The 13,790-nt window shown below is 58.1% G+C and carries 9 protein-coding genes and 2 pseudogenes; 2 read left to right on the forward strand and 9 right to left on the reverse strand.

Annotation, left to right across the window (positions count from 1 at the left end; translation table 11 throughout):
* The first annotated feature begins 27 nt into the window (after window positions 1–27).
* Complete coding sequence (gene aceE / locus AACY30_RS01540) at window positions 28–2,688, forward strand: pyruvate dehydrogenase (acetyl-transferring), homodimeric type (protein WP_339467536.1); 2,661 nt, start codon at window positions 28–30, stop codon at window positions 2,686–2,688.
* A gap of 1 nt (window position 2,689) precedes the next feature.
* On the opposite strand, the gene AACY30_RS01545 is transcribed toward aceE, so the two are convergent.
* Entirely contained in the window at window positions 2,690–3,472 is a 783-nt protein-coding gene (locus tag AACY30_RS01545) for a DUF2242 domain-containing protein (protein ID WP_339437205.1), read from the reverse strand.
* Between the two features lie 89 nt (window positions 3,473–3,561).
* Window positions 3,562–3,807: pseudogene (locus AACY30_RS01550) on the reverse strand (LysR substrate-binding domain-containing protein); the annotation flags it as partial.
* Between AACY30_RS01550 and AACY30_RS01555 the strand changes: the two are divergent.
* A pseudogene (locus tag AACY30_RS01555) lies at window positions 3,791–4,449 on the forward strand (MFS transporter); the annotation flags it as partial. The pseudogenes AACY30_RS01550 and AACY30_RS01555 overlap by 17 nt on opposite strands.
* On the opposite strand, the gene AACY30_RS01560 reads toward AACY30_RS01555, so the two are convergent.
* The 7 genes from AACY30_RS01560 to tig form a co-directional block, all read right to left on the reverse strand.
* Window positions 4,396–4,920 carry a GNAT family N-acetyltransferase gene (locus AACY30_RS01560; protein WP_339539494.1) on the reverse strand — a complete coding sequence of 175 codons (525 nt, stop codon included), beginning with the start codon at window positions 4,918–4,920 and terminating at the stop codon, window positions 4,396–4,398. The pseudogene AACY30_RS01555 and the gene AACY30_RS01560 sit on opposite strands and share 54 nt — an antisense overlap.
* Window positions 4,921–5,019: 99 nt before the next feature.
* On the reverse strand, window positions 5,020–6,894 hold the full coding sequence (locus AACY30_RS01565) for a SurA N-terminal domain-containing protein (protein ID WP_339467541.1): 1,875 nt from the start codon (window positions 6,892–6,894) through the stop codon (window positions 5,020–5,022).
* 230 nt (window positions 6,895–7,124) lie between these two features.
* Window positions 7,125–7,397 carry an HU family DNA-binding protein gene (locus tag AACY30_RS01570; protein WP_003174819.1) on the reverse strand — a complete coding sequence of 91 codons (273 nt, stop codon included), beginning with the start codon at window positions 7,395–7,397 and terminating at the stop codon, window positions 7,125–7,127.
* Between the two features lie 148 nt (window positions 7,398–7,545).
* Window positions 7,546–9,942, reverse strand: a complete 2,397-nt coding sequence (gene lon / locus AACY30_RS01575) for an endopeptidase La (RefSeq protein WP_339539495.1) — start codon at window positions 9,940–9,942, stop codon at window positions 7,546–7,548.
* A 175-nt stretch (window positions 9,943–10,117) separates the two neighbouring features.
* A complete protein-coding gene (gene clpX / locus AACY30_RS01580) occupies window positions 10,118–11,401 on the reverse strand; it encodes an ATP-dependent Clp protease ATP-binding subunit ClpX (protein WP_339539496.1) in 1,284 nt (427 codons plus the stop codon).
* A 112-nt stretch (window positions 11,402–11,513) separates the two neighbouring features.
* Window positions 11,514–12,149, reverse strand: coding sequence for an ATP-dependent Clp endopeptidase proteolytic subunit ClpP (gene clpP / locus AACY30_RS01585; RefSeq protein WP_017848147.1), 636 nt, complete (start codon window positions 12,147–12,149; stop codon window positions 11,514–11,516).
* A gap of 91 nt (window positions 12,150–12,240) precedes the next feature.
* A complete protein-coding gene (gene tig, locus AACY30_RS01590; protein WP_339539498.1) occupies window positions 12,241–13,551 on the reverse strand; it encodes a trigger factor in 1,311 nt (436 codons plus the stop codon).
* Window positions 13,552–13,790: the final 239 nt, after the last annotated feature.

Genomic DNA, 13,790 nt, shown 5'->3' on the forward strand with positions numbered 1-13,790 from the left:
TGAATTCCGCTTACCCTGGAGCTTCACATGACCCCGAACAACGCAGTCAGACGCGACGACGATCCACAGGAAACCCGCGAGTGGCTGGAGTCCATCGAATCGGTGTTGTCCACCGAAGGCCGCCCGCGCGCGCACTACTTGATCGATCAGTTGCTGGATTTCGACGTGGCGCGGCATGGCGACTTCTATGGGCGGGTTACCACCCCCTACGTCAACACCCTCCCGGTGGACCGCCAACTGCCCTACCCCGGCAACCTGGCCATGGAACGCCGCACCAATGCGTTTATTCGCTGGAACGCCATGGCGATGGTATTGCGCGCAGGCAAACACTCCGGCGTTGGTGGGCATATTGCGACCTATGCGTCAGCTGCTGTGCTGTATGACGTAGGCTTCGATCACTTCTTCCGTGGGCGCACCGATACCTTTGACGGCGACCTGGTGTATATCCAGGGCCACTCCTCCCCTGGTATCTACGGCCGCGCCTACCTGGAAGGCCGCATCAGCGAAGCGCAGCTCGACAACTTCCGCCGCGAGGCCGGTGGCGAGGGCATTTCGTCCTATCCGCACCCACGGCTGATGCCGGACTTCTGGCAATTCCCCACCGTGTCCATGGGCCTCGGCCCGATCACCGCCGCTTACCAAGCGCGCTTTATGCGCTATCTGGAATTGCGCGGCCTCAAGCAGCACCAAGGGCGCAAAGTCTGGGCCTTCCTCGGTGATGGCGAAATGGACCAGCCGGAATCCCTGGCCGCCATATCCCTGGCGGGTCGCGAGAAACTCGACAACCTGATCTTTGTGGTCAACTGCAACCTGCAACGCCTGGACGGCCCCGTGCGCGGCAACGCCAAGGTGATCCAGGAGTTCGAAAGCCTGTACCGCGCCGCCGGCTGGAACGTGATCAAAGTGATCTGGGGCGGTGGCTGGGACGCGCTGCTGGAAAAAGACCAAAGCGGCCTGCTGCGCCAGCGCATGATGGAATGCGTTGACGGCGACTATCAGAACTACAAGTCCCAGAACGGCGCTTATGTGCGCGAACATTTCTTCGGCAAATATCCGGAATTGCTGGCGTTGGTTGCGGACATGTCCGACGACGATATCTGGAAACTCTCACGGGGCGGGCATGACCCGGACAAGGTCTACAACGCCTACGCCGCCGCCGTGCGCCACAGCGGCCGACCTACCGTGATCCTGGCGAAAACCGTCAAGGGCTTTGGCATGGGCGAAGCTGGCGAAGGCCAGAACATCAACCACCAACTCAAGAAAATGGGCGCCGACGCTGTAAGAGCCTTCCGCGACCGCTTCGGCCTGGAAGTGGCCGACGACCAGCTCGCCGATATCCCGTACATCAAGCCTGCCGCGGATAGCGAAGAAGCCCGCTACTTCGCTGCACGCCGCCAGGCCCTCGGCGGCTACGTACCAGCGCGACACAGTGCGGTCGAATCGTTGCAAATCCCTGAACTGAGTGCCTTCGCCACCCAGCTTAAAGACACCGGCGAACGCGCGATCTCCACCACCATGGCCTTCGTGCGCATCCTTGGCACCCTGCTCAAGGACCCGCACCTGGGCAAACTGATCGTGCCCATCGTGCCAGATGAATCGCGCACCTTCGGCATGGAAAGCCTGTTCCGTCAGATCGGTATTCATTCCGCCGTCGGCCAGCTCTATACCCCACAGGACGCCGGGCAACTGAGCTACTACAAGGAGAGCAAGGACGGACAGATCATGCAGGAAGGCCTGAATGAATCCGGCGCCATTTCCTCATGGATCGCGGCGAGTACGTCCTACAGCAACCACGGCCTGATGACCGTTCCGTTCTATATTTTCTACTCCATGTTCGGCTTCCAACGCGTCGGTGATCTTGCCTGGGCGGCAGGCGATGCAAGGGCGCGCGGCTTCCTGCTTGGCGCCACGGCCGGCCGCACCACGCTGATGGGCGAAGGCTTGCAACATGACGATGGGCACAGCCATATCCTGTCGTCGGTGATTCCGTGCTGTGTGTCTTACGACCCGACGTTTGCCTACGAGCTGGCGGTGATCATTCGCGAAGGCATGCGGCGGATGTATGTCGACCAAGAGGACATTTACTACTACATCACCCTGCTCAACGAAAACTACCCGCACCCAGCGATGCCTGATGGCGTGGAAGACGGAATTCTCAAGGGTTTGTACCGATTGAACGCCAGCGAGCAGGCTCAGGTGCAACTGATGGGCAGTGGCTCAATCCTGCGGGAAGTCATGGCGGCGGCTGAATTGCTGGAGAAAGACTTTGGCGTGCAAAGCAACGTGTGGAGCGCAACCAGCCTTACCGAATTGCGTCGCGATGGCCATGAGGCCGAGCGCTGGAACCTGCTGCACCCGGAGAGCGAGCCACGGATAAGTTATGTGGAGCAATGCCTGGCCGGTGAAACGGGGCCCGTGGTGGTGGCGACAGACTACATGAAACTTTTCGCCGATCAGGTCCGCCCTTTCGTACCTGGCCGGCGCTTTGTGGCATTGGGTGCGGATGGCTTCGGGCAATCGGATACCCGAGAAACCCTGCGGGCATTCTTCGAAGTGGACCGGCACTTCATCGTGCTGGCGGCCTTGAAGGCGCTGGCGGATGACGGTGTGATCGGTCGCGATAAAGTCAGCGAGGCAATCAGCCGCTACGGGATCAACGTCGACAAGACGAACCCCGCAGCGGTCTGAGTTACTGTGCAGGCGTCGGCAGGGGCGGAATCGCTTCGGTCGGCGCAGGCAGCTCCGGGTTCGTGGCAGCCGGTGCAGGCTCTGCTTGCGGGGCAATCGGCGCGGCCTCGGCAGGCGGCGCCACGGGTTGTGAAGTGGCAGGCGGGTCGTTCGGCGGCTCGACCTTCTCGACCGTCTCGGCAGCCGGGGCGGCTTTAGGTTCCGGCACCCCCAGGTCAGCCTTCGGCTTCTCAGGGATATTCTCGGCCTTCTTCACCTCTTGCGGCAGGAACACATCCACCAGCGCAAAGTAACGATCGTAGAACTTCGGCGCGGACACGGTCTCACTGGCCACTTTCACCATCGAGTCATCGGTAGAGCCGATTGGCATCGACACGGACCCCAGCACACCCACACCCACACTCGCGGAGTTGTTGACCTTCTTCAGCGCGTAGCGATCCTGCAAGGCGTTGGCAAACATTGTTGAATGGTTGGTGCCTTTGCCATCATCGGCACACACCACGTTGAAGCTAATCTGCAGGTGGCTCTCGCCCGTCTGCTGAAAGCTCTTGTTACCCACGACCACTTTCGAATCGTTACTGGTGATGATGTAGCCCTGGCTAAGTAGGGCACGGCGCGCGGCTTCGCACGCGGCGACATCACTGACCGGGTAATCCCGCGAAAACGTGCCGGAGTCGTCGAAACTCTCATGTTCATAGATAGCGGTCTTGGGTGACGAGCAGCCCGCGGCGCCCGCCAACACTAGCGCCACCCCAAGGCTACGCAAGTAAAATGATGTCGACATTGAAAATCCCGAGGAAAACAGTCAGGGCGGTATTGTGCAACAGAACGAGGCCTTGGCGCGCGCATTCCTGTCGGTAAAACGTCACAGCCCTACGAGACGCCACCTGTAGGAAAAAGCCCGGCGCACAGGTGATCAATAAATACGCGCAATTTAGCCGACGCATGGCGACTTGATGGCCACAACATCCAGAAACTGCCCCGGTGTTCAAGATAGTCATCCAGTACCCTTTGCAGCCGCCCCTCGCACACTGCGAGGTTGACCATATAGTCCGGCAGGCAAGCGATACCCAACCCTTCGTGCACCACATGGTTGAGGGACTCGATGGTGGTTCTGATCTGGGCGCGCTGGCAACTTCCGGATTTTGCCGGCGAACGCGGCACAAAACGCTTGGGGCTGCATCAAGTGCTGACATTGCCAGGCATTCGTCCGGTGCTGTGGGTGACCTTCACCTACGTTCTGGCCCATAACATTCTCTATACCTATATCGCCCAGCTGCTGGTACCGGCGGGAATTGTTGCGGATATCGATCGGGTGCTGCTGGTGTTCGGCCTCGCCGCATTGTTGAGCATCTGGCTGGCAGGCGTATTGATTGATCGGTGGTTGCGCGCACTGCTGCTGATCAGTTGCGCGCTGTTTGGCCTGGTCGCCTTGGCGCTGGCGTTCTGGATCGACCTGCCAGCGGTCATCTACACCGCCGTCGCGCTATGGGGCCTGGCCTTCGGCGGACTGCCCGCGCTCCTGCAAACAGCGCTCGCCAAGTCGCAGGCGAGTCGGCGGATGCCGCGCAGTCGATGCTGGTGACCGTCTGGAACCTAGGCATCGCGGGCGGCGGTTTCGCAGGCGGCGTGTTGCTCCACGGATGGGGTGTCGGCGCATTTCCGTGGGCGGTTGTGCTGCTAATGCTGCTGGCCCTGGCCGGCGCACTACAGGCTTCGCCCCAACAACTGGCCCGGCCATCCCTCCAGGTCGAACATTGAAATGCGCTCATATCCGCAGGACTCATAAAACCGAACCAGGTCGCCGGTCCCGCCGCCGTAGCAGTCCACACGCAAACGCCTCACTCCCGCAGCACGGGCACGGTCGTCGGCGAACGCCATGAGGCGCCGACCAATACCCCGTACGCGCTGATCCCGCGAGGCGATCAGCAGCCGCACATAGACCTCAGGTTCTGCCGCTGCGGGCACATAAGCCATGGGCTCGCCCAACACGAGTGCGGCCAGGACCTGGCCGCTGCTGTCCTGTGCCACCCACGCACCCGGCATCGCGCAGGCATCGGTTACTTGCGCAACCCGCCGCGGCGAGGCTGACCAGGGCTCAGTTCCCCATTGACCGTGATTGCCCCTGGTCACGAACCAGACAATCACTTCGTCGAACACCTGCAAAACCGCCGGGGCATCCGCCACACTGGCGCGGCGGATCACCACCCCCTCACTTCCTTGATCGAACACGCTTAAAACTCCTTGGTCCGCGACAGTGAATGCCCAGTCTAGCGCACATAAAAAACCCCCGGACTGTTCAGGCCGAGGGCTTTTTTGTTCAAACCGACATCAGTACTTCTTGATGTCAGCCTTGATTTCCAACTGCTTGCGGTAGGCCGCGAAATCCTGCTGACCGATACGCGAAGCGAGGAAGCGGCGGTATTGCGCCTTTTCTTCGTCCGTTGGTGCAGCGGCTTCGTTGACGCCGTTCAAGCGAACGATCACCAGGCTACCGTCAGCCAGGGTCACGGTGGTGAAGGTCGGCTTGTCCTTGGCCGCAGGCTTGGGCATGCGGAACAGGGCTTGCAGCACGGCAGGGTCGATCGCTTCCTGGCTACGAGTAGCCGCTTCAGTGACCTTCCACGCCTGGCCGTCGACCGGCTGGTTCAGCGGGGTCTTGCCATCACGCAGGCTGGCGATCAACTCGTCAGCGTGAGTCTTGGCAGCCGCGCTGGCGCGCTCCTTGGCCATCTGCGTACGAATCGCGGCATTGACGCTTTCCAGCGGCAGTTGCGCAGGCTTCAGATGCTCCTTGGCACGCAGCACGATGATGGTTTCCGGGTCCAGCTCGATGGCGGCGCTGTTGGCACCCTCATCCAACACTTCCGGGCTGAACGCAGCGGTGACCACGGCACGGTTGGCCGCAACACCTTCGCCACCTTCACGGCCAAACGGCGCGGAAGTATGCACGGTCAGCTTCAGGTCGGACGCCGGCTGGGCCAGGTCGGACGCTTCAAATGCCGCATCTTCCAATTGCTTGGTCGCTTCGACAAAACGCTGCTCGACTTGCTGGGTCTTGAGGTCTTTGGTCAACTTGTCTTTCAGGCTGGCAAACGTCGGCACTTGCGGTGCCTCAACGCCCAACAGCTTGATCAAGTGCCAACCGAAGGTGCTGCGCACTGGTGCCGAGACCTGGTCCTTCTTCAACGCGTACAACGCGGTTTCAAACTCCGGGTCGTAAACGCCTGGGCCGGCAAAGCCCAGATCGCCGCCACTGTTGGCCGAACCTGGATCCTGAGAGAACTCCTTGGCCAGGGCTTCGAATTTCTCGCCCTTGGCCAGGCGAGCCTGGATTTCTTCGATCTTGGCCTTGGCTTGTGCGTCGGTGACCTTGTCGTTGACTTCAATCAGGATGTGCGCAGCACGACGCTGTTCAGCGAGGTTGGCGATTTCTTTCTGATAGGCAGCCTGCAGTTCATCGTCCTTGACGCTGACCTCGTCGAAGAAGGACGACTTCTTCAATTCCAGGTAGTCGATAACCACTTGATCAGGGGTCATGAACTCTTTGGCGTGCTGGTCGTAGTACGCCTTGACCTCGTCGTCGGTGAGTTTCACCGCGGCAGGGTTGGCCTTGATGTTGACGGTGGCGAAGTCGCGGGTCTGTTTTTCCAGACGGGCGAATGCCAGCACTTCGGCGTCGGTGACGAAACCACTGCCGGCGATACCTGCGCGAACCTGGCCGATGAGCATTTCCTGGGTCAGCATCTGACGGAATTGCATACGGCTGTAGCCCAACTGACGAATCACCTGGTCAAAGCGTTCGGCGCTGAACTTGCCGTCCACCTGGAACTCCGGCGTCTGCAGGATCACCTGGTCCAGCGCAGCTTCAGAGAAGCCAAACTTGGAATCGGCCGCACCTTGCAGCAGCAACTTGCGATCGATCAGCCCCTTGAGGGCCGCCTCGCGCAGCAGTTTTTCGTCCAGCAGCGAAGCATCGAAATCCTTACCCAGCTGTTGCATCAGCTGGCGACGTTGCATGTCGACGGCTTGGCTCAGCTCGGTCTGGGTGATCTCTTCACCGTTGACCTTGGCCACGTCCTGTTTACTGTTACCCGAAGCCTGGAAAATGGCTTCGATACCGGTGAACGCCATCAATGCGACGATGATCCCGATAATGGTCTTGGCAATCCAGCCTTGTGAATTGTCCCTGATATTTTGCAGCATGCGTCCCCCAGAAACGGTTGAACTTCAAAAATAGGCAACCGTGGAGCGTGGGTAGAGTCCGGATAGAAGAAAGGCGCATCCGAGGATGCGCCTTCTCGTAACTGGCGGAGCGGACGGGGGTTTTAACCCACACCCCCGGCGTAGTGACCCAATGGATACGTAGGTCAGCTGCCGCTCCGCTGCCAGGCCAGACCTGCGTCCGACCCGGGTAGGTAAGGCTTGAGCGAGGCTTAGTTAACGGCTTCTTTCAGGGCTTTACCGGCTTTGAAACCTGGTTTCTTGGCAGCAGCGATTTGCAGTGCTTTGCCAGTCTGTGGGTTACGGCCAGTGCGAGCTGGGCGGTCAGTCACAGAGAAAGTACCGAAGCCTACCAGAACCACGGAGTCGCCGGCCTTCAGAGCGCCAGTGACGGATTCGATTACTGCATCCAGCGCACGGCCAGCAGCAGCTTTCGGGATATCAGCGGATGCAGCGATAGCATCAATCAGTTCCGACTTGTTCACTCTAAGTCCCCTTATATTTCTATTGAGTATGATTCTAAGTTTTTTGGTAAAAACAAAAGCCAGTGCTGAATGGCCTACAGACACTTAAGAGCCGCTTTATAACAAGGGCTCTAAAAAGCTGTCAAGGAAGCCCCCCGGCTTAATCGCATTAATGCGTGCTAATTCTTTCCTTGGAATCTGACTCGCGTTTTTCATCCTTCGCGACAATCTCCGGAGCCACATCCGGCAAGGGCTCCGGCGCGTATTGCAGCGCAATTTGCAGGACCTCGTCAATCCATTTAACCGGTTTAATCTGAAGATCCTGCTTGATATTGTCAGGAATTTCTTTCAAGTCGCGAACATTCTCTTCAGGAATGATCACGGTCTTGATGCCACCCCGGTGGGCGGCGAGCAATTTCTCTTTCAAACCACCGATAGCCAATACTTGGCCACGCAGGGTGATTTCCCCGGTCATTGCGACATCGGCACGCACCGGAATGCCAGTCAATGCCGACACCAGGGCCGTGCACATGCCTACGCCTGCGCTAGGGCCGTCCTTCGGCGTCGCCCCTTCAGGCATGTGAATGTGCGTGTCGTGCTTCTCATGGAAGTCCAGGGGGATACCCAGGCTCTTGGCGCGGCTGCGCACCACAGTCTGCGCGGCAGTGATGGATTCGACCATCACGTCACCCAGCGAACCGGTCTTGATCAGTTGGCCTTTGCCCGGGATCACTGCAGCTTCGATGGTCAGCAATTCGCCGCCCACTTGGGTCCACGCCAGGCCAGTAACCTGCCCTACCTGATCCTGTTGCTCGGCCAGGCCGTAACTGAATTTACGCACGCCCAGGAAGTGCTCCAGGGAGTCGGCGGTGACTTTCACCGAGAAGCGTTTTTCCAGCGCATGCTCCTTGACCGCTTTGCGGCAGATTTTCGCGATCTGGCGCTCCAGGCCCCGTACACCGGCCTCGCGGGTGTAATAACGCACGATGTCACGGATCGTTTCGAGCTCGAATTCGATCTCGCCCTTCTTCAGGCCGTTGGCCGAAATCTGCTTGGGCGCTAGGTATTTGACCGCAATGTTGATCTTCTCGTCTTCGGTGTAGCCCGGCAGACGAATCACTTCCATCCGGTCCAGCAACGCTGGCGGGATGTTCATGGAGTTGGAGGTGCACAGGAACATTACGTCGGACAGGTCGTAGTCGACTTCCAAGTAATGGTCGTTGAAATTGTGGTTCTGTTCCGGGTCGAGCACTTCGAGCAGGGCCGATGCCGGATCGCCACGCATGTCGCTGCCCATTTTGTCGATTTCGTCGAGCAGGAACAGCGGGTTGCGCACACCCACTTTCGTCATCTTTTGAATCAATCTTCCAGGCATCGAACCGATGTAGGTCCGGCGATGACCACGAATTTCCGCTTCATCGCGCACACCGCCGAGGGCCATGCGTACGAACTTACGGTTTGTGGCACTGGCAATCGACTCGGCCAACGAGGTTTTACCCACGCCGGGCGGACCCACCAGGCACAACACCGGCCCACGAATTTTCTTCACGCGCTTTTGCACGGCGAGGTATTCGAGGATGCGTTCTTTAACTTCCTCGAGGCCGTAGTGATCGGCGTCGAGGATATCCTCAGCACGAGCCAGGTCCAGGCGCACCTTAGTCTGGGCCTTCCACGGCACCTGCACCAGCCAGTCGATGTAGGAGCGCACCACAGTGGCTTCAGCCGACATCGGCGACATTTGCTTGAGCTTGTTCAGCTCGGCGCTGGCCTTGGTCAGGGCGTCTTTCGGCAGGCCGGCGGCATCGATGCGCTTTTTCAGCTCTTCGATTTCGTTGTGGCCGTCCTCGCTGTCGCCGAGTTCTTTCTGAATGGCCTTCATCTGCTCATTCAGGTAGTACTCGCGCTGGCTGCGCTCCATTTGTTTCTTCACACGGCCCCGGATGCGTTTCTCAACCTGCAACAGGTCGATTTCGCCATCCAGCAGCGCCAGCACATGCTCAACACGGGAGGACAGGTCGATAATTTCGAGGATGTCTTGCTTCTGCTCGATTTTCAGCGCCATGTGCGCGGCCATGGTATCGACCAGGCGGCTTGGCTCATCAATGCTGTTGAGGGAGGACAGGACTTCAGCCGGGACTTTCTTGCCCAACTGCACATACTGCTCGAATTGCGAGAGCAGGCTGCGTACAAAAACTTCGGACTCACGTTCAGGGGCTTCGACTTCGTCGATCAACGCGACTTCAGCGCGCAGGTGGCCGTCCACCTCCATGAAGCGCTCGACCGCACCCCGTTGCTCACCTTCCACCAGCACCTTGACAGTGCCATCAGGCAGCTTGAGCAGTTGCAGCACGGTAGCAATGGTGCCCACGCGATACAGGGCGTCTTCGCCTGGATCATCATCAGCAGGATTTCTCTGGGCCAACAGCAGGATCTGCTTGTCACCCGTCATCGCAGCCTCGAGGGCTTCGATAGACTTCTCGCGACCCACGAACAGCGGGATAACCATGTGCGGATAGACGACGACATCACGCAACGGCAGGAGAGGCAATTCAATGGTTGTCTTCATGATTTCGCCTCTATGACAGTTGAAAAATAAACTTGAAACCAAGATGGGGGCTGCATGCAAAAAAAACAAGCTTATTGCCAGCAGTTAAACGCAGTAAACGTTTTGGAGTAAAAAACGCTGTAAAAACAAAGGGGCCCCTGAAGGACCCCTTGTTTATACCGAAACTGCGAAACGCTTACGCGTCAGGCGCAGCCTTGGCAGCCGGCTCACTGTTTTCGTAGATATACAGCGGCTTGGACTTGCCTTCTATGACGCTTTCGTCAATCACCACTTTACTCACCTCGGACTGCGAGGGGATTTCGTACATGGTGTCGAGCAACACGCCTTCCAGAATCGAACGCAGGCCACGCGCACCCGTCTTGCGCTCCAGTGCCCGCTTGGCCACTGATTTGAGTGCGTCGGTACGGAACTCGAGGTCTACACCCTCCATCTCGAACAGCTTGGCGTATTGCTTGGTCAGGGCGTTTTTCGGCTCGGTGAGGATCTGAATCAGAGCAGCCTCATCCAACTCGTCCAACGTGGCCAGGACCGGCAGACGGCCAACGAATTCCGGGATCAGACCGAACTTGACCAGATCGTCAGGCTCGACTTCACGCAGGGACTCGCCCACCTTCTTGCCTTCTTCCTTGCTGCGCACTTCTGCACCGAAACCAATGCCACCCCGGGAGGAACGCTGCTGGATAACTTTTTCCAGCCCGGAGAATGCACCGCCACAGATGAACAGGATGTTGCGCGTATCAACCTGAAGGAATTCCTGCTGCGGGTGCTTACGGCCGCCTTGTGGCGGTACGGAAGCAACCGTGCCTTCGATCAGTTTCAACAGGGCTTGCTGCACGCCTTCACCGGAAACATCCCGCGTGATCGACGGGTTGTCAGACTTGCGCGAAATCTTGTCGATTTCATCGATGTAGACAATGCCCATCTGGGCCTTCTCTACGTCGTAGTCGCACTTCTGCAGCAGCTTCTGAATGATGTTCTCGACGTCTTCACCCACGTAACCAGCCTCAGTGAGGGTGGTGGCGTCGGCGATAGTGAACGGAACGTTCAGCAGACGAGCGAGGGTTTCTGCAAGCAAGGTCTTACCCGAGCCTGTAGGACCGATCAGCAAGATGTTGCTCTTGCCGAGCTCGACTTCGTCGCCTTTCTTGTCACGTTGGTTCAAGCGCTTGTAGTGGTTGTACACCGCTACGGCCAGAACCTTCTTTGCACGCTCTTGACCAATGACGTACTGGTCAAGGATGCCGCTGATTTCTTTAGGCGAAGGCAATTTATGCGCGCTGCTTTCGGCCTGGGCTTCCTGCACCTCCTCACGGATGATGTCATTGCACAGGTCGACGCACTCGTCGCAGATAAAGACCGAGGGGCCGGCAATCAATTTGCGTACTTCATGCTGGCTTTTGCCACAGAAGGAGCAATAGAGCAGCTTGCCGTTGTCCTCGCCGTTGCGGGTGTCAGTCATTCGTTCGATCCAAATCCGATAGGCTTGCAACACAAGATGAAGGCTTATGCGGGCTTTTTCAAGCCCACCAGTGGTCGGACATGCCGACCAGCCCTATTTTGAGCGGCTTATATTAAGCGGGGCGCTTGTCGATCACAGCGTCGATCAGCCCGTAGTCACGCGCGGCTTCGGCACTCATGAAGTTGTCGCGGTTGGTGTCGCGCTCGATTTCTTCGAGAGTGTGCCCGCTGTGCTTGGCCATCAGCGTATTGAGACGCTCGCGAATGAACAGGATTTCCTTGGCGTGGATTTCGATATCCGACGCCTGGCCCTGGAAACCGCCCAATGGCTGGTGAATCATAACGCGCGAGTTAGGCAGGCAGTAACGCTTGCCCTCAGCACCTGCAGTCAGCAGGAATGCACCCATGCTGCAGGCTTGGCCGATGCAGGTGGTCGATACATTCGGCTTGATGAACTGCATGGTGTCGTAGATCGACATGCCCGCAGTCACCGAACCACCCGGCGAGTTGATGTAGAGATGGATATCCTTGTCCGGGTTTTCCGCTTCAAGGAACAGCAGCTGCGCACAGATCAGGTTGGCCATGTAATCCTCTACGGGGCCCACCAGAAAGATCACTCGCTCCTTGAGCAGGCGCGAGTAGATGTCGTAGGCGCGTTCGCCACGAGCGGACTGCTCGACAACCATCGGGACCAGGCCGCCAGCGGCCTGGATATCAGAGTTCTGCTGAATATAGGAATTACGGAACATGCTCTGCAGTTACTCCCAAATAGTCATGTCTTGAAAACGCATAAGCCAGCGCGAGGCTGGCTTATGGTTGTATTTCCAACGAGTTGGACAATCAGTCGGCTTGTGCTGCTTCTGCCGGCTTGACTGCTTCTTCGTAAGAGACCGCTTTATCGGTCACCTTAGCCTTCTGCAGAACAGTATCCACAACTTGTTCTTCCAGCACAACCGAACGTACTTCGTTCAGCTGCTGGTCGTTCTTGTAGTACCAAGCCACAACCTGCTCAGGCTCCTGGTAGGCCGAAGCCATTTCCTGGATCATTTCGCGAACGCGGTCTTCGTCAGGCTTGAGGTCGAACTGCTTGACCACTTCTGCCACGATCAGACCCAGCACGACGCGGCGCTTGGCTTGCTCTTCGAACAGTTCGGCCGGCAGTTGATCAGGCTTGATGTTGCCACCAAACTGCTGAACAGCTTGTACGCGCAGGCGATCCACTTCGTTCGACAGCAGGGCCTTAGGCACTTCGATCGGGTTGGCGGCCAGCAGACCGTCCATAACTTGGTTCTTGACCTTGGACTTGATGGCCTGACGCAGCTCGCGCTCCATGTTCTTGCGAACTTCGGTGCGGAAGCCTCCGATGCCGGTTTCCTTGATGCCGAATTGAGTGAAGAACTCCTCGTTCAGCTCAGGCAGCTTAGGCTCGGAAACGCTATTGACGGTCACGGTGAACTCGGCGGCCTTGCCGGCCAGGTCAAGGTTCTGGTAGTCAGCAGGGAATTCCAGGTTCAGAACACGCTCTTCACCGGCTTTGGCGCCAACCAGGCCGTCTTCAAAACCAGGGATCATGCGGTTGGAACCCAGCACCAGCTGGGTACCCTTGGCGGAGCCGCCAGCGAAGACTTCGCCGTCAACCTTGCCAACGAAATCGATGTTCAGCTGGTCTTCGTTCTGGGCAGCACGCTCGGCCACTTCGAAACGGGTGTTCTGCTTGCGCAGGATTTCCAGCATGTTGTCCAGGTCCGAATCAGCCACTTCGGCGCTCATGCGCTCGATAGCAATACCATCGAAACCGGCCACTTCGAATTCTGGGAACACTTCGAATACGGCAACGTATTCCAGGTCCTTGCCCGCTTCCAGGGACTTAGGCTCGATCGACGGCGAACCTGCTGGGTTCAGCTTTTGCTCAACCACTGCCTCGTAGAAAGAAGCCTGGATTACGTCACCAACAGCTTCCTGGCGCGCATCAGCACCAAAACGGCGCTTGATTTCGCTCATTGGCACTTTGCCTGGACGGAAACCAGCGATCTTGGCCTTTTGGGCAGTCTGCTGCAGACGCTTGTTGACCGCAGTCTCAATACGCTCTGCCGGAACGGTGATGCTCAGGCGGCGCTCGAGAGCAGTAGTATTTTCAACAGAAACTTGCATGGATATTCCTCGTTGCACAGACGTTAGCCGGCCATTTCCGACCCCAATCAAGGGCATGCATTCTAGTGGGTCAAACTCAAGAAGTCACCCTACTGAAAATACGCCCGAAAACAGCCGGCAATTTATCGGTACGAAGGCACTGACGCACCTCGCCCCGGTGACAAATACAGCCAAGTACGCCAGGGCTCTGCGCCGCCTCTTCTATATATAGAAGAAGTCGTCTATCCCCCTTGGCGGTC

It is taken from the genome of Pseudomonas sp. RA_5y_Pfl1_P24 (assembly GCF_963970945.1).
GTDB lineage: Bacteria > Pseudomonadota > Gammaproteobacteria > Pseudomonadales > Pseudomonadaceae > Aquipseudomonas > Aquipseudomonas tritici.

Coding starts and splice junctions, on each gene's coding strand:
- aceE (WP_339467536.1), top strand. CDS start 28: ATGACCCCGAACAACGCAGTCAGACGCGACGACGATCCACAGGAAACC.
- AACY30_RS01545 (WP_339437205.1), bottom strand. CDS start 3,472: ATGTCGACATCATTTTACTTGCGTAGCCTTGGGGTGGCGCTAGTGTTG.
- AACY30_RS01565 (WP_339467541.1), bottom strand. CDS start 6,894: ATGCTGCAAAATATCAGGGACAATTCACAAGGCTGGATTGCCAAGACC.
- lon (WP_339539495.1), bottom strand. CDS start 9,942: ATGAAGACAACCATTGAATTGCCTCTCCTGCCGTTGCGTGATGTCGTC.
- clpX (WP_339539496.1), bottom strand. CDS start 11,401: ATGACTGACACCCGCAACGGCGAGGACAACGGCAAGCTGCTCTATTGC.
- clpP (WP_017848147.1), bottom strand. CDS start 12,149: ATGTTCCGTAATTCCTATATTCAGCAGAACTCTGATATCCAGGCCGCT.
- tig (WP_339539498.1), bottom strand. CDS start 13,551: ATGCAAGTTTCTGTTGAAAATACTACTGCTCTCGAGCGCCGCCTGAGC.